The organism is Rhizobium lentis (genome assembly GCF_014200175.1).
In the GTDB taxonomy this organism is placed as follows: Bacteria; Pseudomonadota; Alphaproteobacteria; order Rhizobiales; family Rhizobiaceae; genus Rhizobium; species Rhizobium mulingense.
In genome coordinates, this window is record NZ_JACHBD010000001.1 from 746,135 (window position 1) to 766,133 (window position 19,999).

General features: G+C 61.6%; 17 protein-coding genes. 11 read left to right on the forward strand and 6 right to left on the reverse strand.

The window, feature by feature from the left end; translation table 11 throughout:
* Positions 1-45 precede the first annotated feature (45 nt).
* Positions 46-3,534 (forward strand): carbamoyl-phosphate synthase large subunit, encoded by a 3,489-nt coding sequence (gene carB / locus GGI60_RS03650; RefSeq protein ID WP_183912523.1) that lies wholly within the window; start codon positions 46-48, stop codon positions 3,532-3,534.
* Between the two features lie 113 nt (positions 3,535-3,647).
* On the opposite strand, the gene GGI60_RS03655 is transcribed toward carB, so the two are convergent.
* Both GGI60_RS03655 and GGI60_RS03660 read right to left on the reverse strand, forming a co-directional pair.
* On the reverse strand, positions 3,648-5,102 hold the full coding sequence (locus GGI60_RS03655) for a UdgX family uracil-DNA binding protein (RefSeq protein ID WP_183912521.1): 1,455 nt from the start codon (positions 5,100-5,102) through the stop codon (positions 3,648-3,650).
* Entirely contained in the window at positions 5,102-6,334 is a 1,233-nt protein-coding gene (locus GGI60_RS03660) for a putative DNA modification/repair radical SAM protein (protein WP_183912519.1), read from the reverse strand. Before GGI60_RS03660 ends, GGI60_RS03655 begins: the two co-directional genes overlap by 1 nt.
* Positions 6,335-6,585: 251 nt before the next feature.
* Here GGI60_RS03660 and greA point away from each other — a divergent pair, with 251 nt between their 5' ends.
* Positions 6,586-7,062 (forward strand): transcription elongation factor GreA, encoded by a 477-nt coding sequence (gene greA, locus GGI60_RS03665; RefSeq protein ID WP_017965278.1) that lies wholly within the window; start codon positions 6,586-6,588, stop codon positions 7,060-7,062.
* 24 nt (positions 7,063-7,086) lie between these two features.
* A complete protein-coding gene (locus tag GGI60_RS03670) occupies positions 7,087-8,145 on the forward strand; it encodes a glycosyltransferase family 4 protein (RefSeq protein WP_183912517.1) in 1,059 nt (352 codons plus the stop codon).
* A gap of 225 nt (positions 8,146-8,370) precedes the next feature.
* Here the strand turns inward: GGI60_RS03670 and GGI60_RS03675 are convergent, their stop codons facing one another.
* The gene (locus GGI60_RS03675; protein ID WP_183912515.1) at positions 8,371-9,702 is read right to left on the reverse strand and encodes a dicarboxylate/amino acid:cation symporter; all 1,332 of its coding nucleotides are present in this window, start codon (positions 9,700-9,702) and stop codon (positions 8,371-8,373) included.
* Positions 9,703-9,927: 225 nt separating this feature from the next.
* On the opposite strand from GGI60_RS03675, the gene GGI60_RS03680 reads away from it, so the two are divergent.
* Together GGI60_RS03680 and GGI60_RS03685 are read left to right on the forward strand one after the other, a co-directional pair.
* Entirely contained in the window at positions 9,928-11,802 is a 1,875-nt protein-coding gene (locus tag GGI60_RS03680) for an ATP-binding protein (protein WP_183912513.1), read from the forward strand.
* Between the two features lie 2 nt (positions 11,803-11,804).
* Entirely contained in the window at positions 11,805-13,151 is a 1,347-nt protein-coding gene (locus tag GGI60_RS03685; RefSeq protein ID WP_183912511.1) for a sigma-54-dependent transcriptional regulator, read from the forward strand.
* Between the two features lies 1 nt (position 13,152).
* Here GGI60_RS03685 and GGI60_RS03690 read toward each other — a convergent pair whose 3' ends face one another.
* On the reverse strand, positions 13,153-13,620 hold the full coding sequence (locus GGI60_RS03690; protein ID WP_009992419.1) for an Lrp/AsnC family transcriptional regulator: 468 nt from the start codon (positions 13,618-13,620) through the stop codon (positions 13,153-13,155).
* 231 nt (positions 13,621-13,851) lie between these two features.
* Here GGI60_RS03690 and trxB point away from each other — a divergent pair, with 231 nt between their 5' ends.
* Together trxB and GGI60_RS03700 are read left to right on the forward strand one after the other, a co-directional pair.
* Positions 13,852-14,826 (forward strand): thioredoxin-disulfide reductase, encoded by a 975-nt coding sequence (gene trxB, locus GGI60_RS03695; protein ID WP_183912508.1) that lies wholly within the window; start codon positions 13,852-13,854, stop codon positions 14,824-14,826.
* A 22-nt stretch (positions 14,827-14,848) separates the two neighbouring features.
* Entirely contained in the window at positions 14,849-15,745 is an 897-nt protein-coding gene (locus GGI60_RS03700; RefSeq protein ID WP_004671024.1) for a LysR family transcriptional regulator VtlR, read from the forward strand.
* Between the two features lie 26 nt (positions 15,746-15,771).
* Here GGI60_RS03700 and GGI60_RS03705 read toward each other — a convergent pair whose 3' ends face one another.
* Positions 15,772-16,011 carry a hypothetical protein gene (locus GGI60_RS03705; protein ID WP_183934448.1) on the reverse strand — a complete coding sequence of 80 codons (240 nt, stop codon included), beginning with the start codon at positions 16,009-16,011 and terminating at the stop codon, positions 15,772-15,774.
* Positions 16,012-16,297: 286 nt separating this feature from the next.
* Between GGI60_RS03705 and GGI60_RS03710 the strand changes: the two genes are divergently transcribed.
* The 4 genes from GGI60_RS03710 (at position 16,298) to GGI60_RS03725 (ending at position 19,506) form a co-directional block, all read left to right on the forward strand.
* On the forward strand, positions 16,298-16,591 hold the full coding sequence (locus tag GGI60_RS03710; protein WP_183913856.1) for a helix-turn-helix transcriptional regulator: 294 nt from the start codon (positions 16,298-16,300) through the stop codon (positions 16,589-16,591).
* A 122-nt stretch (positions 16,592-16,713) separates the two neighbouring features.
* Positions 16,714-17,838, forward strand: a complete 1,125-nt coding sequence (locus GGI60_RS03715; protein WP_183912506.1) for an alkene reductase — start codon at positions 16,714-16,716, stop codon at positions 17,836-17,838.
* A 77-nt stretch (positions 17,839-17,915) separates the two neighbouring features.
* The gene (locus GGI60_RS03720) at positions 17,916-18,716 is read left to right on the forward strand and encodes an aminoglycoside phosphotransferase family protein (protein ID WP_183912504.1); all 801 of its coding nucleotides are present in this window, start codon (positions 17,916-17,918) and stop codon (positions 18,714-18,716) included.
* A 274-nt stretch (positions 18,717-18,990) separates the two neighbouring features.
* On the forward strand, positions 18,991-19,506 hold the full coding sequence (locus GGI60_RS03725) for a GrpB family protein (protein ID WP_183912502.1): 516 nt from the start codon (positions 18,991-18,993) through the stop codon (positions 19,504-19,506).
* Between the two features lie 2 nt (positions 19,507-19,508).
* Here the strand turns inward: GGI60_RS03725 and GGI60_RS03730 are convergent, their stop codons facing one another.
* On the reverse strand, positions 19,509-19,790 hold the full coding sequence (locus tag GGI60_RS03730) for a DUF2188 domain-containing protein (RefSeq protein ID WP_004671042.1): 282 nt from the start codon (positions 19,788-19,790) through the stop codon (positions 19,509-19,511).
* Positions 19,791-19,999: the final 209 nt, after the last annotated feature.

Sequence of the window (19,999 nt, forward strand, 5' to 3'; positions counted from 1 at the left end):
CCACCCTGGCCGGCTTTTTGCGCAGCCAGACAATGGATATCGCCCATGCCGAAGCGCCAAGACATCAAATCGATCCTCATCATCGGCGCGGGACCGATCGTCATTGGCCAGGCTTGCGAATTCGATTATTCCGGCACCCAGGCCTGCAAGGCGCTGAAAGAGGAAGGCTACCGCGTCATCCTCGTCAACTCCAACCCGGCAACGATCATGACCGATCCGGGCCTGGCCGACGCCACTTACGTCGAGCCGATCACCCCTGAGGTCGTCGCCAAGATCATTGCCAAGGAGCGCCCGGACGCGCTATTGCCGACCATGGGGGGCCAGACGGCGCTGAACACTGCGCTTTCGTTGAAGCGCATGGGCGTGCTCGACCGCTACAATGTCGAGATGATCGGCGCGAAGCCCGCCGCCATCGACATGGCCGAGGATCGGGCGCTGTTCCGCGAGGCCATGGCCCGCATCGGCTTGGAAACACCGCGCTCGATGCTGGCGAACGCCACCGACATCAAGGACCTCGACCGCAAGACGCACGAGGCCGAGCGCAGCAAGCTGCGCGAGAGCCTCTCGGGCTCCGACCTCGACAAGGCGCTGGACGAGCTGGAAAACCAGTGGAACCTCGGCGAGAGCGACCGCAAGCAGCGCTACATGAACCACGCCATGGCGATCGCCGCCCAGGCGCTCGACCATGTCGGCCTGCCCGCCATCATCCGCCCCTCCTTCACGCTCGGCGGCACCGGCGGCGGCATTGCCTACAACCGCTCGGAATTCTTTGAGATTGTCGGCGGCGGCCTCGATGCGTCGCCGACGACGGAAGTGCTGATCGAAGAATCGGTGCTCGGCTGGAAGGAGTATGAGATGGAGGTTGTCCGCGACAAGGCGGACAACTGCATCATCATCTGCTCGATCGAAAACATTGATCCGATGGGCGTCCATACCGGCGATTCGATCACCGTCGCTCCGGCGCTGACGCTGACCGACAAAGAATATCAGATCATGCGCAACGCCTCGATCGCGGTGCTGCGCGAGATCGGCGTGGAGACCGGCGGTTCGAACGTGCAGTTTGCCGTCAACCCGAAAGACGGCCGCCTCGTCGTCATCGAAATGAACCCGCGCGTCTCGCGCTCCTCCGCGCTCGCGTCCAAGGCAACCGGCTTCCCGATCGCCAAGGTCGCTGCGAAGCTCGCTATCGGCTATACGCTCGACGAACTCGAAAACGACATCACCGGCGGCGCCACGCCCGCCTCCTTCGAACCTTCGATCGACTATGTCGTCACCAAGATCCCGCGTTTTGCCTTTGAAAAATTCCCCGGCGCCTCGCCGGTGCTGACCACCGCGATGAAATCGGTCGGCGAAGTCATGGCGATCGGCCGCACCTTCGCCGAATCGCTGCAGAAGGCGCTGCGCGGCCTGGAAACCGGCCTGACCGGTCTCGACGAAATCGAAATCCCCGATTTCGAGGAAGGCGAATCCAGCCAGAACGCCATCCGTGCAGCGATCGGCACACCCACGCCCGATCGCCTGCGCATGGTCGCCCAGGCGCTGCGCCAGGGTCTCAGCATCGAAGAGGTGCACGAGGGCTGCAAGATCGACCCCTGGTTCATCGCCGAGCTCAAGAACATCGTCGACATGGAAGCCCGCATCCGCGAGCACGGCCTGCCCGGCGATGCCGCCAACCTGCGCATGCTGAAGGCAATGGGCTTTTCCGACGCGCGTCTGGCAACGTTGACCGGCAAGCGCCCGAAGGAAGTTGCCGAACTGCGCAACGGCCTGAACGTCCGCCCTGTTTTCAAGCGCATCGACACCTGTGCGGCCGAATTCGCTTCGCCGACCGCCTACATGTATTCGACTTATGAGACGCCCTTCGTCGGCGCCGCCCGCTCGGAGGCTCAGGTTTCGGACCGCAAGAAGGTCGTCATTCTCGGCGGCGGCCCGAACCGTATCGGCCAGGGCATCGAGTTCGACTATTGCTGCTGCCATGCCGCCTTCGCCTTGAAGGATGCAGGCTATGAAGCGATCATGATCAACTGCAACCCGGAAACCGTCTCCACCGACTACGACACGTCCGACAGGCTCTATTTCGAGCCGCTGACGGCGGAAGACGTGATCGAGATCCTGCGCGCCGAGCAGGAAAAGGGCGAAGTCGTCGGCGTCATCGTCCAGTTCGGCGGCCAGACGCCCCTGAAGCTTGCCGAGGCGCTGGAAAAGAACGGCATCCCGATCCTCGGCACCGCGCCCGATGCGATCGATCTCGCCGAAGACCGCGACCGCTTCCAGAAGCTTCTGATGAAGCTCGACCTCAACCAGCCGAACAACGGCATCGCCTATTCGGTCGAGCAGGCCCGTCTCGTCGCTGCCGAAATCGGCTTCCCGCTGGTCGTGCGCCCGTCTTACGTTCTCGGCGGCCGCGCCATGCAGATCCTGCATTCGGAAGGCCAGCTGCAGTCCTACCTGCTCGACACGGTGCCGGAACTGGTGCCCGAGGATATCAAGCAGCGCTATCCCAACGACAAGACCGGCCAGATCAACACCCTGCTCGGCAAGAACCCGCTGCTCTTCGACAGCTATCTCACCCACGCCATCGAAGTCGACGTCGACTGCCTCTCTGACGGCACCGATGTGTACGTCGCCGGCATCATGGAGCATATCGAGGAAGCCGGCATCCATTCCGGCGATAGCGCCTGTTCGCTGCCGCCGCGCTCGCTGCCCGTCGAGCTGCTCGACGAGCTGGAGCGCCAGGCAAAGGCGATGGCCAAGGCGCTCAATGTCGGCGGCCTGATGAACGTCCAGTTCGCCATCAAGGACGGCACCGTCTACGTGCTCGAAGTCAATCCGCGCGCTTCGCGCACCGTGCCCTTCGTCGCCAAGACCATCGGCGCGCCGATCGCCAAGATCGCCGCTCGCGTCATGGCCGGCGAGAAACTCGACGCGGCCTTTGCCGCCTACGGCGCGAAGCCCGATCCGCGCGAGCTCACCCATATCGCCGTCAAGGAAGCCGTCTTCCCCTTCGCCCGCTTCCCCGGCGTCGATACGCTGCTTGGGCCCGAAATGCGCTCGACCGGCGAAGTCATCGGCCTCGATACCGATTTTGCGCTGGCCTTCGCCAAATCGCAGCTTGGCGCCGGCGTCGAACTGCCGCGTGACGGCACGGTCTTCGTCTCGGTGCGCGACGAGGACAAGCCGCGCGTACTGCCGGCGATCCGCATTCTCGTCGAACAGGGCTTCAAGGTATTGGCGACCGGCGGCACCGCCCGCTTCCTCGGCGAAAACGGCATAACCGCCACCAAGATCAACAAGGTTCTAGAAGGCCGTCCTCACATCGAGGATGCAATCCGCAACCGCCAGGTCCAGCTCGTCATCAACACCACCGACGGTAACAAGGCGATCTCGGACTCCAAGTCGCTGCGCCGCGCGACGCTGATGCAGAAGGTGCCCTATTACACGACGATGGCCGGCGCCGAGGCCGCCGCCCAGGCGATCAAGGCGCTGAAGGCGGGCAATCTGGAAGTGCGGCCGCTGCAGAGCTACTTTGCCTGAGATCAGAGCAATTCCAGCAAACCCGTGCCGCGGTTTTGCGTCCGGAATAGAGTATGAACTGGAACAGCGTCGGCGCTCCTTGAGCGCTGACGCTGAGCTCAACCAGAATCAACTTATGCGGCTGCCTTCATAAGTCCCTGAATTCTCTTCATATCCTCGCGAAAGCGCGCCATCTCCTCCGCCTTCAGCCGTTCGTCGGGAATGCGCAGCAGATAGGACGGATGCACCGTCACGAAGAGCGTGCGCCCTCCTTCGGTTGCCATCGCCTTTCCTCTGACGTCCTGCAGGCGTCCTTTCACATCGGTCAGCGCCGCAAGTGCCGTCGCCCCCATGGCGACGATCAGCTTCGGGTTGACAAGCGTCAATTCCAGATCGAGCCACCAGCGGCAATGCTGCACCTCACCCATATTGGGCTTCTGGTGGATGCGCCGCTTGCCGCGCGGCTCGTATTTGAAATGCTTGACGGCATTGGTGACGTAGAGCGTCGATCGGTCGATGCCCGCTTCCGCAATCACCTGATCGAAAAGCCTGCCCGCCGGACCGACGAAGGGGCGCCCTGCAATATCCTCCTGATCGCCCGGCTGCTCGCCGACGAACATCACCGCCGCATCGCGCGGCCCCTCCCCAAAGACCGTCTGCGTCGCATTGGCGTGAAGGGGACAGCGCGTGCAGACGGCAGCCTCCGCGCGGAGCGCCTCCAGCGTGCCCGCCGGAAGCTCGGGCTCGGCGGGAAGATTGCGCGCAGCCTGCTGCAGCCGATCGTGAAAAGGCAAAGATTGCGTTGCCTCCCTTGCCGCCATCTCCCGCACCTTGCTTTCGGCCGATGCAATCAAGCCAGGAATGAGATCGGCCTCCGGCAGGTTCTTCCAGTATTTCTTCGGCATCTCCGCCTGCATCGCCTTCAGCTTCAATCGCGCCGGATTGAAGATGCTGGCATAATAGGTGCGCCAGAGCTCATCGGTTACGTCGGTAAGATTGGGCTTCTCGCAAGGTTCGTCGCTGATCGTCAGCCGCTCGCCGTCCCAGGTGGCCGATCCCTTGGGCGTGACGATCAGCCAGTCCATATCGGTGAAACGTCGCTGGAAGAAGGGTGCCGTCCGCCGGACGATATGGTGGTCCGGCTCGAACCAGGCGATGAATTTTCGCCGCTCTTCGGAAACCGCGCCAACCTCCTTGAAGCGGACGAAGGCCGTCATCTTGTGCGCGTCGCGATGAACGTTTTTCGCCATCAGCCTGGCACGCACGACATCCTGGTCGGAGGTCACCTCAAGCAGCTGCCGGTCCAGCTGCAGCCGCCAGAGCAGGCGGTACAGCAGCGAGAAGCGCGCCGGATCGGAATGGCATAGCACCGTCTCGGCAAGCTCGATGAAAACGGGCGGCACTGTCATCGGCTTGCGTGATGCCGCCGGCGCCGGCGGCATGGCGTCGCGCTGAAAGGAAAGGTCCGCCTCCGCACTTCTTTCGCGCCACTCGATCTCCTCAGGCAAAATACCAGCCGCCGCCAAGGCGCGCGCGGCATCACGCCATTCGGCAAGATCTCCGCGCCCTGCGAGCACGACCCGGCGCATCACAGCAACGACAATTGTTCAGGCTGCGGCTCAAACATGGCGCGAAGATCCGGCCTATCGAGCAGCCGTCGCGGCGACCAGCCTTCCGCCGAGATGAACGACTGGACCTTCTTGATCGAAACGCCGAGCCGCGAGAGATCATCGAGCCGCAGACGGCGAAAACGGCGCACCGAAACAATTGCTTTGACCGTCTTGGTGCCAAGGCCGGGCACGCGCAGCAGCCGTTCGCGCTCGGCCCTGTTGATATCGACGGGGAATTCGGCCCGGTTGGCAAGCGCCCAGGCAAGTTTGGGGTCGAGGTTGAGATCGAGCATGCCGCCCGCCTGATTGGCGGTGATCTCGTCGATGCCGAAACCGTAGAAACGATAGAGCCAGTCGGCTTGGTAGAGCCGGTGTTCGCGCATCAGCGGCGGCTTGATAAGCGGCAGGTTTTTCGAGGAATCCGGGATCGGGCTGAAGGCGGAATAATAGACGCGCGTGAGGCCATAACTGCTGTAGAGCCGGCCGCTGGTCGCAAGGATGGTCGCGTCACTCGCGCCGTCGGCGCCGACGATCATTTGCGTGCTCTGTCCGGCCGGGACGAAACGCTGGCGTTTCTTGCTTTTCAGCGTCGGTTCGCCGGCGGCCTCGATCTTCAGCCTCAGATCAGCCATCGATCGCCGGATATTGGCAGGCTTCTTTTCCGGTGCGAAGCGGCTGATGCCGTTATCCGTCGGCAGCTCGATATTGAGCGACAGCCGGTCGGCATAAAGCCCCGCCTCCTCCATCAGCCGCGGCGACGCCTCGGGGATCGATTTCAGATGGATATAACCGCGGAAAGCATGCGTCACGCGCAGTTCACGCACGATGCGAACCATCTCCTCCATCGTGTAATCGGATGAACGAATGATGCCGGAAGAAAGGAAGAGGCCTTCGATATAGTTGCGGCGGTAGAATTCCAGCGTCAGCCAGATCACCTCCTCCGGTGTAAAACGCGCCCGTTCGACATTGCTCGACGAGCGATTGACGCAATAGGCGCAGTCATAGATGCAGAAATTGGTCAGCAGGATCTTCAGAAGCGAAATGCACCGCCCATCCGGCGCATAGGCATGGCAGATGCCGGATCCCTCGGTCGAGCCGAGCCCGCCGCTGGTGCCCGAATCGCGCTTTACCGTGCCGCTGGAGGCGCAGGAAGCGTCATATTTCGCGGCATCGGACAGGATGGCCAAGCGTTCGGCAAGCGATCTCTTCATTTCTATGTTCACTATATGTTCTAATATACAAAGTCAATCCGAACTATCCCACCCCCGCTCAATTTTCAGGCATATCACCTGATATCGCGGGGGTTGCGTTGCATTTATGCGAATTTTCTGGAAATCGGCCTTGGCGATCTGCTATAAGCACTTAACTAGGATTGTGGCACGGTTCCGAAGCTCCCCTTCGGGACCTGTTTTCTTTTGTGTTTGCGCCTGACGTGCCGATACGAGGAGTGAAGGACAGAAAAATGGTTGAAAAGGTACCGATGACACAGGGTGGTTTCGTCAAGCTGCAGGAAGAACTGCGCTGGCGTCAGCAGGAGGAGCGCCCCCGAATCATCGAGGCGATCGCCGAAGCCCGTGCCCATGGCGACCTTTCCGAAAACGCCGAATATCACGCTGCCAAGGAGGCCCAGAGCCACAATGAAGGCCGCATCAGCGAGCTCGAAGATCTGACGGCGCGCGCCGAGGTCATCGACCTCACGAAGATGTCGGGCGACAAGATTAAGTTCGGCGCCAAGGTGAAGCTCGTTGACGAGGACACCGAGGAAGAAAAGACCTACCAGATCGTCGGCGACCAGGAAGCCGACGTCAAGGCAGGCCGCATCTCCATCTCCTCCCCGATCGCCCGTGCGCTGATCGGCAAGGAAGTCGGCGATTCCATCGAGGTCAACGCGCCGGGCGGCTCCAAGGCCTACGAAATCCTTCAGGTTTCCTGGGGCTGATCGCCCGCCACAAACGAGCCCCCCTTGCCTGATATGCGTGACGTCGAGATCATCGCGCCCAATTTCAAGCGCCGGCTCTCCGGCGTCACGTCGACTATCGTCCAGCTCATCCCATGCCAGATCCGGCTCGGCATGCGCATAGCAACGCTTGGCCCCGGCCTGCCGGAAGGCCTGCCGAAACTGAAATGGGCGCAGCTTTTCGGGCTCTGGCGCCCGACGGCACGCCGGCGCCACCGTGTCTGGCACGCCCGCCGCAACAATGAGATGGCCGTCGGCATCCTGCTCCGCCATCTCCTGCGCATGCCGCTGAAGCTCATCTTCACCTCGGCCGCGCAACGCCGCCACACCGCCTACACGAAATGGCTGATCCGCCGCATGGACGCGGTGATTGCGACCAGCGACCGCTCCGGCTCCTTCCTCGAGGTGCCGCACACGGTCATACAGCATGGGGTCGATCTGTCCTTGTTCCACCCGCCGCAAACGGCGGAAGACGGCATTGCCGCGACCGGTCTGCCTGGCCGCTATCTTGTCGGCTGTTTCGGTCGTGTGCGCCATCAGAAGGGCACCGATCTCTTCGTTCGGGCGATGATCGAACTCTTGCCGCAGCACCCCGAATGGACGGCCGTCGTCTCCGGCCGGGTGACGGCGGAGCACACCGCCTTCGGCGACAAGCTCAAGGCCGACGTCGCCGCCGCCGGGCTCGCTGATCGGATCCTCTTTCTCGGCGAAGTGCCCGATATCAAGGTCTGGTATCGCCGCCTGACGCTCTATGTCGCCCCCTCCCGCAACGAGGGCTTCGGCCTGACACCGCTCGAAGCCATGGCTTCGCAGACGGCGGTGGTGGCATCGGATGCAGGCGCCTATGCCGAACTCATTGCCGAGGGCGAGACCGGCTCGATCGTCGCCGCCGGCGACGGTGAGGCGCTGACGCGGGCAATCGCCCCCTATATCGCCGATCCCGCGCTGGCGATCGCCCATGGCGAGAATGCGCTGCGCCACGTCAGTGCGAATTTTGCGCTGGAGAAGGAAGCAACTGCGATCGGCGCCGTTTACGACCGCCTTCTCGGCGGCAATCGCGGCTGACGCGGAGCGAAAAACGCCCGTTGGGTAACGGGCCATCGGGCCGCTGCAGAGGTCCCCTCCCTCAGTCATGCTCGGGCTTGTCCCGAGCATCTGCCTCGGATCGATAAGGGCAGCAGATCCTCGGCACAAGGCCGAGGATGACGATGAGTAGAAAACGAGCTTACCAATAAGCAAACGGCCCGTTGGTTAACGGGCCGTTGCAAAGATTGCCAATGATCACGCTGCTTATTCGGCGGGCTGGAGACCGGCAGCCGACGTCTCCTCGGTCTCGCCGCCCAAGGCTCTGGCAAGCTGCCCCGTATCCAGCTCGTTTTCCCAGCGCGCCACGACGATCGTCGCGACCGCATTGCCGACCAGGTTGGTCAGTGCCCGGCACTCCGACATGAAGCGGTCGATGCCAAGGATCAGCGCCATGCCGGCGACCGGCACGGAAGGCACGACGGAGAGCGTCGCGGCAAGCGTGATGAAGCCGGCGCCGGTGATGCCTGCGGCACCCTTGGAGCTCAACATCGCCACGAGCAGTAGCAGGATCTGGTCGCCCCAGGAGAGATTGATGCCGGTTGCCTGAGCGATAAAGAGCGCTGCCAGCGTCATGTAGATGTTGGTGCCGTCGAGATTGAAGGAATAGCCTGTGGGAATGACGAGCCCGACGACCGAACGCTTGCAGCCGGCATTTTCCATCTTGTTCATCAGGCCCGGAAGTGCGGCCTCCGAAGACGAGGTGCCGAGCACCAGCAGCAGTTCTTCCTTGATGTAACGCAGCAGCGCCAGGATCGAGAAGCCGTTGTAGCGGGCAACCGCGCCAAGCACGACGAGAACGAAGAGCAGTGAGGTGATGTAGAAGGTGCCGATCAGCATCGCGAGATTGGCGATCGATCCGATGCCGTACTTGCCGATGGTGAAGGCCATGGCGCCGAAGGCGCCGATCGGGGCGGCCTTCATCAGAATGGCGACCAGTTTGAAGATCGGAGCCGTCAGAGCGTTGAGGAAAGTCACGACCTGCTCGCCCTTTTCGCCGACCATGGCAAGCGCGATGCCGAAGAGCACCGAGAAAAACAGCACCTGCAGAATATCGCCGTCGGCAAAGGCGCCGACGATCGTCGTAGGGATGATATTCGTCAGGAAGCCGACGATGCTTTGCTCATGCGCCTTATCGGCAAAGGTGGCGACGGCCTTCGGATCGAGCGATGCCGGATCGATGTTCATCCCGGCGCCGGGCTGGACGACGTTGGCGACGATCATGCCGATGACGAGCGCCAGCGTCGAGAAGGTCAGGAAGTACAGCATCGCCTTTCCGGCGACGCGGCCGACCTTCTTCAGGTCACTCATGCCGGCAATGCCGGTCGCCACCGTCAGGAAGATGACCGGAGCGATCACCATCTTCACGAGCTTGATGAAGGCATCGCCAAGCGGCTTCAGCTGGGTGCCGAGTTCGGGATAGAAATGGCCGAGCAGGATGCCTGCGGCGATAGCCGCGAGAACCTGGACGTAGAGATGGGAATAGAAGGGCTTCCTGCCCTTGCTGTCTGCGACTGCATCGAGTGGTGCTGCGATCATGATGTCCTCCTAAAGGCTCGTCCGGAACGAACTCCGGCCTCCCGAGCCGTTCGCTTCAATCCAACAGCTCAGCCGTTGTTGCGCTCTTCTTCGCAATCGCCGTGCCAGTTTCGCCCCTTCCGCCTAAGTGATTGTGTTTATGTCGTAAAAAATGTCTGACGGGCCAGCAGCCCACCCTGCCAATGCGAAAACCCACACAAATCCATTTGCGTCTCGTGCGGAAAAATGCACAAATCCGCCATGTCCTTGTCAGTCTCGCAAAGGCTTTGGCCCTCCCTGCCCTTGCACCACCGCATTCGCAGAATGTGGTGGACCTATGCGGTGCTCGCCCTCGCGGCCGTCGCCGCAAGTCTATTGGTGAGCGGCGAGGTCGGCCGGCGCCGAGCGGAAGCTGCCCTGGAGGAACAGGCCCGCACCGATGCGAGGATGAACGTGGCGCTGCTGCGCACGGTTCTCGAGAAATACCGGGCGCTGCCCTTCGTGCTGTCGCAAGATACCGCGCTCGCCGCCGCCCTGGCGGGACGCGACGCCGGCACCTTCGAGCAGTTGAGCCGGAAGCTTGAGACACTGGCCGCCGGTACGAAGGCCGCCGTCATCTATGTCATCGACAAGGATGGCATCGCGGTTTCGGCCAGCAACTGGCGCGAGCCGACGAGCTTCGTCGGCAGTGACTATCGCTTCCGCGAGTATTTTCAAGGCGCCGTCGCTCAAGGGCAGGCCGAGCATTTCGCGCTCGGCACCGTCAGCAAGAAGCCCGGCCTTTATATTTCCGAGCGGATATCAGGCCGCAACGGCCTCCTGGGCGTCGTCGTCGTCAAGGTCGAATTCGACGATGTCGAGGCGGATTGGAATGCCTCGGGTGCCCCGTCCTACGTTATTGACGATCGCGGCATCGTCCTCATCACCAGCATTCCTTCCTGGCGGTTCATGACGATCGGCCGCATTGCCGAGGATCGGCTGACCGCGATCCGCGAGAGCCTTCAATTCGGCGACGCGCCGCTTCAGCCGCTGCCACTCGATATCGTCCGGCAGCTTGGCGACGGGCTTGCTGTCGTCGAGATCGTCACGCCCGGCGGCGCCGGTAAGACCAGCTTTCTCAATGTCGTGATGCCGATCCCTGCGACCGGCTGGCATCTGCAGCATCTTGTTGCATTGGGGCCGTCCGTAGATGCGGCGGTCCGCGAAGCGCGCATGCTGGCGGTGCTTTTGCTTTTGCCGCTCCTGGCGGGCGCAGCCTTCCTTTTGCGCCGCCGCCAGACGATTACCCTGAGGATTTTCAGGGAGCAGCAGGCGCGTGAAGAACTGGAACTGCGCGTGGCCGAGCGGACGCTGGATCTCAGTCAGGCGCGGGATCGGCTGCAGGCCGAGATCGCCGGTCACCGCAGCACCGAGCAGAAGCTGCAGGCGGTGCAGCAGGATCTGGTGCAGGCCAACCGGCTGGCAATCCTGGGCCAGGTTGCCGCCGGTGTCGCCCATGAGATCAACCAGCCGGTGGCGACCATCCGCGCCTATGCGGACAATGCCCGCACCTTCCTCGACCGCGGCCAGACGGCGCCCGCCGGTAAAAATCTGCAGAACATCGCCGCACTGACGGAGCGCATAGGCTCGATCACCGAGGAGTTGAAGAGCTTCGCCCGCAAAGGCCGCGGCAGCGCCGAGCCGACAGGCTTGAAGGACGTTATCGAGGGGGCGGTGATGCTGTTGCGCAGCCGCTTTGCCGGCCGAATGGATACGCTCGACATCGCGCTGCCGCCGGCCGAGTTGCAGGTCATGGGCAGCAGGATCCGTCTCGAGCAGGTGCTCATCAACCTGCTTCAGAACGCGCTCGAGGCCGTGGCGCCGAAGGCCGAAGACGGTCGCGTTGAAGTCAAGACATCGGTCGATGCGGAAACGGTTACGCTGACGGTTGCCGACAACGGCCCCGGCATTTCGCCTGAAATCCGCAAAGGCCTGTTCACGCCGTTCAACACCTCGAAGGAAAAAGGTCTCGGTCTCGGGCTTGTCATCTCCAAGGATATCGTCGGCGATTACGGCGGCCGGATGGAGGTGGAGAGCGATGGGAGCGGGACAAGGTTCATCGTTCATCTGAGGAAGGCTTGATCATGGCCACACCGATGCCAGTTGCGCTAATCGACGACGACAGTGATTTGCGCCGCGCCACGGCCCAGACCCTCGAACTCGCCGGGTTCTCCGTCTCGGCCTATGACGGCGCAAAAACCGCCCTGGCGGAGCTTACGGCCGATTTTACCGGCCCTGTTGTCACCGATATCCGCATGCCCGAGATCGACGGGCTGCAGCTGTTCGCCACGCTCAAAGACGTGGATGCCGACCTGCCCGTCATTCTGATGACCGGCCACGGCGATATCCCGATGGCCGTACAGGCCATCCAGGACGGCGCCTATGATTTCATCGCCAAACCCTTCGCAGCCGACCGCCTCGTCCAGAGCGTCCGCCGCGCCAGCGAAAAACGGCAGCTCGTTCTGGAAAACCGCATGCTGCGCAAGGCGGCCGACGATGCGCAGGAGACCTTGCCGCTGATCGGCCAGACGCCTGTCATGGACAATCTCAGGAAGATCCTTCGCCATATCGCCGATACCGATGTCGACGTGCTGGTCGCCGGCGAAACCGGCAGCGGCAAGGAAGTCGTTGCCCAGATCCTGCATCAGTGGAGCCATCGCCGAAACGGCAATTTCGTGGCGCTGAACTGCGGGGCGCTGCCCGAAACCGTCATCGAAAGCGAGCTGTTCGGCCACGAAGCCGGCGCCTTTACCGGCGCCCAGAAGCGCCGGACCGGCCGCATCGAACATGCAAGCGGCGGCACGCTTTTCCTCGACGAGATCGAAAGCATGCCTGTCGCCACGCAGGTCAAGATGCTGAGGGTGCTGGAGATGCGCGAAATCACCCCGCTCGGCACCAACGAGGTGCGCCCGGTCGACCTGCGCGTCGTCGCGGCAGCCAAGATCGACCTTGGCGATCCCGAGGTGCGCGGCGATTTTCGCGAGGATCTATATTATCGGCTGAATGTCGTGACGATTTCGATTCCGCCGCTGAGGGAACGTCGCGACGATATTCCGCTGCTGTTTTCCCACTTTGCCGCCCGCGCCGCCGAGCGCTTCGGCCGCGATGTGCCGCAGCTTTCGGAGGCGGTTCGCCGCCACCTTGCCTCGCATCCATGGCCCGGCAACGTTCGCGAACTCTCTCATTATGCCGAACGCGTGGTGCTTGGCCTCGAAGGCGGCGGAGCTCCGTCCCTTCCCCCGCAGCCGACCGGCGGCACGCTGCCCGAGCGGCTGGAACGCTACGAGGCGGAAATCATCCGCGACGCGCTCGCGAGCAATGACGGCGACGTGCGACGCACCATCGAGGCGCTTGGCATTCCGAGAAAGACGTTCTACGACAAACTCCAGCGGCACGGCATCAACCGCGGCGGTTATGCCTCGCGCAAATAGTTCAGACTTCCACCAGCCCGAGCTTCTTCACTTGCCGGATCGTCAGCATGGTGCGCACGGTATCGACATGTTCGTTCGCCGTCAGCACCTCGATGACGAAATCCTGGAAGTGGGTCAGATTTTCCGCCACGCAATGCAGCAGGAAATCGCTGTCGCCCGAAACCATCCAGGCCTGGCGCACCAGCGGCCATTCGGTAGTCGCCGCGGCAAACGCCTTGAGGTTTCCTTCAGACTGGTGTTTGAGCCCGACCATGCAGAAAGCGACCAGATCGAAGCCTAGCTTCGGGCTGTTCAGCATGGCGTGATAGCCTTCGATGATGCCGGCTTCCTCGAGCTTGCGCACCCGGCGCAGGCAGGGCGGCGCCGAAATGCCGACGCGATCGGCGAGCTCGACATTGGTCATGCGGCCGTCGGCCTGCAGCTCGCGGAGGATCTTTATGTCGATGACGTCGAGTTCGGTGCGACCCACATCATGGCCTTTCTTTAATTCTCGGCGGCGAGCTTCTATATAAAGCCGCGGAATACGCAAGAAAGTTTCACGCTGATGACGGATTCTTGCACAACAGGGTGATTTGCCTTGTTGGTAACGCAAGGCTGCCCTTGAATAAAAGCATTGGTCGTTCATAAATGGCGCATGGACCGCGAAACGGCCGCATTCGCTATTTAGCCGCCGCCCTCCTGCCAGTCGAAAGGAAATAACATGCCCGCCCGCCACACCAAGGTGCTCATCATCGGTTCCGGACCCGCGGGCTATACCGCCGCGGTCTATGCCGCGCGCGCCATGCTGAAACCGGTTCTGATCGCCGGTCTCGAACAGGGCGGTCAGCTGATGATCACCACCGATGTCGAGAACTATCCGGGCTTTGCCGATCCGATCCAAGGTCCCTGGCTGATGGAGCAGATGCTGCAGCAGGCAAAACATGTCGGCGCCGAGATCGTCAACGACCTCGTGACCGAGGTCGACATGAACCAGCGTCCCTTCGTCGCCCGCACCGACAGCGGCCAGGTCTGGACCGCCGATACGCTGATCATCGCCACCGGCGCCAAGGCCAAGTGGCTCGGCATCGAAAGCGAGCAGCATTTCCAAGGCTTCGGTGTTTCGGCCTGCGCCACCTGCGACGGCTTCTTTTATCGCAACAAGGATGTGATCGTCGTCGGCGGCGGCAACAGCGCTGTCGAAGAGGCGCTCTATCTCTCCAACATCGCCAAGTCAGTCACATTGGTACACCGTCGCGATACCTTCCGCGCCGAGAAGATCCTGCAGGAACGTCTGTTCGCCAAGGAGAACGTCAAGGTGCTGTGGAACACCGAGGTGGCCGAAATAACCGGCACGCCGGCCAAGCCCCCGATGCCGCAATCCGTCTCCGGCGCCCGCCTGCGGAACGTCAGAACCGGCGCGATCACCGAGATGGCGATCGACGGCGTCTTCGTCGCCATTGGTCACGCGCCGGCAACCGAGCTCTTCAAGGACAAACTGAAGCTGAAGGATAACGGCTATCTCTGGACCGCGCCGGATTCGACCGCGACCAGCCTCGAGGGTGTCTATGCCGCTGGCGACGTGACCGACGACACCTTCCGTCAAGCCGTCACTGCCGCCGGCATGGGGTGCATGGCAGCGCTCGAGGCCGAGCGGTATCTGACGGCCCACATGCCCGTCGCCGTGGCCGCGGAGTAAGATCGGCATGAGAGGCGGGGGAATGCCACTGGATTGGGACAAGCTGCGTATTTTCCACGCAGCGGCCGAGGCGGGTTCATTCACGCATGCGGCGGATAAACTCCATCTGTCCCAATCCGCCATCAGCCGCCAGGTGAGCGCGCTCGAGCAGGATGTCGGCACCAAGCTGTTTCACCGCCATGCTCGCGGCCTGATCCTGACAGAACAGGGCGAACTACTGTACCGCACCGCCCATGACGTGCTGCTCAAGCTCGAAACCGTAAAGATGCAGCTCACCGAGACGACCGAGACGCCGTCCGGAAAGCTGCGTGTGACGACGACCGTCGGTCTCGGCCAGGGCTGGCTGACCGACAAGATCCAGGAATTCCTGCAGCTTTACCCCGATGTGCAGATCCAGCTGATCCTCGACAATGAGGAAGTGGATGTGAACATGCGCCACGCCGACTGCGCAATCCGCCTTCGTCAGCCGCAGCAATCCGACCTCATCCAGCGCAAACTCTTCACCGTGCACATGCACGTCTATGCGGCGCCCTCCTATATCAATCGCCATGGCGAACCGCAGAAGATCGAAGATCTTGACAATCACCGCATCATCACCTTCGGCGAGCCGGCGCCGAGTTACCTGCTCGACGTCAACTGGCTCGAAGTCGCCGGCCGCTCGTCGGACAATAAGCGCATCCCACATCTGCAGATCAACAGCCAGACCTCGATCAAGCGCGCCTGCCTGCTCGGCATCGGCGTCGCCTGCCTGCCGGATTACATCGTCGGCCGCGATCCCGGCCTGATTCAGCTGGCGATCAATGCCGACGTCCCCTCCTTCGACACCTATTTCTGCTATCCCGACGAGATCAAGAACGCCGCCAAGCTGAAGGCCTTCCGCGATTTTATCGTCAGCAAGGCCAGAAACTGGAATTTTTAAGCCAGATTAATGGAATGTTTTCCATACTATGCAAAGAGCGCATGACTGGCATGCACAAATGTGGGTTGCCGTTTGCCCATTAAACCACCATATCGCACATAGCTGATGCACATGGTGGCTTTTCCTCCCAGTTCCACCGCATTAGCTGTTCCCCTCTGGAGGTTTTTGACCTTCACACTTATAAGGGCCCTGGTTTTCCAGCGGCCCTCTTTTTTTGCCTTGACGCGCTTGGCAATGCTGCGTCGCAAAAAATTTGTGCGGCGCATAGCAGGCATGCACAAAAAAGCATTGAAACCTGCCTAACGAAGCACCATATCTCTACCAGCTGATGCATTTCGTGGTTTCTCTCCCAGTACCACCGCATTAGCTGTTCCCCTCTGGAGGTTTTTGACCTTCACAATTAAAAGGGCCCTGGTTTTCCGGCGGCCCTCTTTTTTTGCACAAAATTTGCGCACCGCCGGACCGCCGCCCCCTCACGCCTCCGTGATTTGCATATCGATGATCATCGATCCATATATCGAGAAAATACGATTTATGGATCGACAAACCTCGATGGACAAAGACGAGATCATTAAGGCGCTCGCGCATCCCACCCGGATGGTCATTCTGAACTGGCTGAAAAATCCGGAGGAACATTTCCTCACGCAGGAGCATCCTTTCGAAATGGGGGTCTGCGCCAGCCAATTCGAACGGTGTGGCCTGTCGCAGTCGACGGTTTCGGCCCATCTCGGGACACTGCACCGCGCTGGTCTCGTCACCACCAAACGCGTGGGACAGTGGATCTTCTACAAGCGCAACGAAGACACCATCGCAGCCTTCCTCAAGCAGCTGACACAGGATCTTTAAAATGCCCGCCGCAGCCCTGCTGGCCTGATCGGCTTGGCGTAACGGCGTTCGACCATCTCTCCGCCAGGGCCAGGCCACCCTTGCCCCTACCGAGTGATCCTCCCGCAAAAGAAAGGACCATCATGGCCAAGCTTTTCGAACCCACCAAGGTTGGCGACATATCAGTCAAGAACCGCATCGTCATGGCGCCGCTCACCCGCAACCGCTCACCGGGTGCGGTGCCGAACGACCTTAATGTCGAATATTACCGCCAACGCGCCACGGCAGGGCTGATCATCACCGAGGCGACGGCGATCACCCATCAAGGCCAGGGTTATGCCGACGTGCCCGGCCTTTATAGCAAGGCAGCGCTCGAAGGCTGGAAGCGTGTGACCGACGCCGTTCACGCCGCCGGCGGCAAGATCGTCGTTCAGATGTGGCATGTCGGCCGTATTTCGCACACGACGCTGCAGCCGGGCGGCGGCAAGCCGGTCTCCTCGACCAATCGCGTCGCCAAGGCCAAGACCTATCTGGTCAACGCCGACGGCAGTGGCAGCTTCGCCGACACCTCCGAACCGCGCGCGCTCGAAACCGCCGAAATCCCTGGGATCATCGAGGATTACCGCAAGGCCGCCCGCGCCGCCATCGACGCCGGCTTTGACGGTGTCGAAATCCATGGCGCCAACGGCTATCTGCTCGACCAGTTCATTCGTGACGGCGTCAATGACCGCACCGACCCATATGGCGGCTCGATCGAGAACCGCACGCGGCTCGCCTTCGAAGTCGTGGATGCCGTCGTGAGAGAAGTCGGTGCCGGCCGCACTGCGATCCGCATTTCACCAGTGACGCCGTCGGGCGAAAGCTACGATTCCAATCCGCAGGCCACCTTCGCCCATGTGGTCGAGGGATTGGCCAGATACGACCTCGCTTATATCCACGTCATCGAAGGCCAGACGGGCGGCGACCGTGATTACCAGCAGCGCGACAATCCTCCCTTCGACTACAAGGCGCTGCGCCGGACCTATGAAAAGGCCGGCGGCAAGGCCAACTGGATGGTCAATAACGGCTATGATCGCGACCTTGCGGTCGACGCCGTCGAAAGCGGCCGCGCCGATCTCGTCGCCTTCGGCAAGCCCTTCATCGCCAATCCCGACCTCGTTGAACGGCTGGCAAAGAACTTGCCGCTCAACACGCCGGACCAGTCGACCTTCTACGGCGGCAGCGCCAAGGGTTACATCGACTATTCCGCTGTCGAGAAAGTCGCCTGAGCCTTTCGGATCCGAATTGCGAAATCCCGCTGAGAGGCGGGATTTCCATTTCCGCTCCATCTTTGTACGGTATCGCCATGTTCGCTCCCTATCTCGATCGCTGGTCGCTCATTGCCGACGGCGAGCCGATCCTCACCCATTCGAGCCGCCTGCTGCCGGTCCTCTGGCAGGATAGGCCCGCCATGCTGAAGGTCGCGACCGACAAAGACGAACGATATGGCGCGCTGCTGATGCAATGGTGGGACGGCGACGGCGCGGCCCATGTCTACGCCCATGAGGACGACGCCGTGCTTCTGGAACGGGCAACGGGCAAACGATCGCTCCTTGCCATGGCGATGAATGGCGAAGACGACGAGGCAAGCCGTATTCTCTGCCGGACGGCCGCAAGGCTGCATGCGCCGCGCCAAAAGCCGCTTCCCGATCCAATACCCCTCACCCGCTGGTTTCGTGAACTGGAATCGACGGCCGATAAAGCTGGCGGCACATTTGCCGATTGCTCGACGATCGCCCACGCCCTTCTTTCCGATCCGCGCGAAGTCACCATTCTCCACGGCGACATTCACCACGGCAATATTCTCGATTTCGAGACACGCGGCTGGCTGGCGATCGATCCGAAGCGCCTTCATGGCGAGCGCGGCTTCGATTTCGCCAATATCTTTGCCAATGAGGAGCTGCCAACCATCACCCATCCCAGCCGTTTCCACCGCCAGCTCGCCATCGTCTCGATGGAAGCGAGGCTGGAACCGAAGCGGCTTTTGCAATGGATCGCCGCCTATTCCGGCCTTTCCGCCGCCTGGTTCCTCGGGGACGCAAACACGCCTCAGGTCGAGACGGCTCTGACGGTCGCCCGGCTCGCCCTTTCCGAACTTGCGGCTTAACCTCCGCCCTGCAGTGAATAAGGGCCGGCGCTACCTGACGATGCTGCGGTTCGGACCGGCAGCCGAGCGCCACGAGCGTCACCTTTGACCGGCAGACGGCGTTTGGCGGATAGTCGCAAAATCGGAATCGATTTCTGAAAAGAATCGTGCACAATTCGATGCATTCCGCGTATATCCACCGGAATGTGGCGTCCCGTTATACCTTCGCTTTTCATGCCATTCCTGACACCAGCCGCGTCACCATTTTGCAGAAATTGCTCTAATCAGGATAATCATGACACCTCACAATCTGGTTGAACTGGTGCCTTACGACCCGCAATGGCCGACGCAATTCCGGCGCATCCGCAACCGGTTGCTCACCTGGCTGCCGCAGGCGCTCTTCATTGATCATATCGGCAGCACATCGATACCAGGCATGATCGCCAAGCCTCTCATCGATATCGACATCGTTCTTCCCAGCCTCGAGCATATCGCAGATGCCACAGCGGCGCTGCTGGCGGAAGCCTATGAACCGCGCGGCAATCGCTATGACGACGAGGTCTGGGCATTCTTATCGAGAGGTTCGGTACCGGCGGAGCGTGTCTACCTTTGCCCGGCCGGCAACGGCACACATCGAAACAGGCTGGCTTTCCGGGATTATCTCATCGCGCATCCGGAGTCGGCGAGCAAGTATGCCACGCTCAAACGCAGACTGGCAGCCGAGTTCAGAACGGACGGCGATCGCTATACCGCGCAGAAGCGTGAATTTGTCGACACGATCGTTGCGCGGGCATTGAAGGGCAATGCTTAGCGTTACGCGCCGTGCGGGGCTCCGGCCGCGCGATCCTGCCACAGGCCGTCTACCACTTCCGTTTCCGGCCGGTCTCCGCCCTCGGCGTATTCCTCATGCCACTTGCCGTTTTCATCCTGCCAGCTGATCTCGGCGGAATCGCCGCCGACTTGCTGTTCGGCCGCGACGATACGCGCAGCTTCAAGCGCCTCGGCATGGCTTGGAAACGCTTCGGAATAGACGCCTCCCAACCTGTAGGCCCATCCGCCGTCATGCGGCACGACTTCGTAGACCACCTTGATCATGCATCCGTCTCCTCATTTTTTGCGCATAGACACGCGTCCGGACAGGATCCGGATCATCGCGACCGCTTGACGAGAATACGAGGATGCCGCGATCTGTTTCCGGCCCCGACGGCGGTCAGTATTCCATTAAACGCCGAAGACTGCAAATAGCAGTGCGCCGTGGCGCGCTTCCCATCCGGAATCAGTGACTTAGTTAAGAGGCATGGATC

Coding starts and splice junctions, on each gene's coding strand:
- carB (WP_183912523.1), top strand. CDS start 46: ATGCCGAAGCGCCAAGACATCAAATCGATCCTCATCATCGGCGCGGGA.
- GGI60_RS03655 (WP_183912521.1), bottom strand. CDS start 5,102: ATGCGCCGGGTCGTGCTCGCAGGGCGCGGAGATCTTGCCGAATGGCGT.
- GGI60_RS03660 (WP_183912519.1), bottom strand. CDS start 6,334: ATGAAGAGATCGCTTGCCGAACGCTTGGCCATCCTGTCCGATGCCGCG.
- greA (WP_017965278.1), top strand. CDS start 6,586: ATGGTTGAAAAGGTACCGATGACACAGGGTGGTTTCGTCAAGCTGCAG.
- GGI60_RS03675 (WP_183912515.1), bottom strand. CDS start 9,702: ATGATCGCAGCACCACTCGATGCAGTCGCAGACAGCAAGGGCAGGAAG.
- GGI60_RS03680 (WP_183912513.1), top strand. CDS start 9,928: ATGCACAAATCCGCCATGTCCTTGTCAGTCTCGCAAAGGCTTTGGCCC.
- GGI60_RS03685 (WP_183912511.1), top strand. CDS start 11,805: ATGGCCACACCGATGCCAGTTGCGCTAATCGACGACGACAGTGATTTG.
- trxB (WP_183912508.1), top strand. CDS start 13,852: ATGCCCGCCCGCCACACCAAGGTGCTCATCATCGGTTCCGGACCCGCG.
- GGI60_RS03700 (WP_004671024.1), top strand. CDS start 14,849: ATGCCACTGGATTGGGACAAGCTGCGTATTTTCCACGCAGCGGCCGAG.
- GGI60_RS03705 (WP_183934448.1), bottom strand. CDS start 16,011: ATGCGCCGCACAAATTTTTTGCGACGCAGCATTGCCAAGCGCGTCAAG.
- GGI60_RS03710 (WP_183913856.1), top strand. CDS start 16,298: ATGGACAAAGACGAGATCATTAAGGCGCTCGCGCATCCCACCCGGATG.
- GGI60_RS03715 (WP_183912506.1), top strand. CDS start 16,714: ATGGCCAAGCTTTTCGAACCCACCAAGGTTGGCGACATATCAGTCAAG.
- GGI60_RS03720 (WP_183912504.1), top strand. CDS start 17,916: ATGTTCGCTCCCTATCTCGATCGCTGGTCGCTCATTGCCGACGGCGAG.
- GGI60_RS03725 (WP_183912502.1), top strand. CDS start 18,991: ATGACACCTCACAATCTGGTTGAACTGGTGCCTTACGACCCGCAATGG.
- GGI60_RS03730 (WP_004671042.1), bottom strand. CDS start 19,790: ATGATCAAGGTGGTCTACGAAGTCGTGCCGCATGACGGCGGATGGGCC.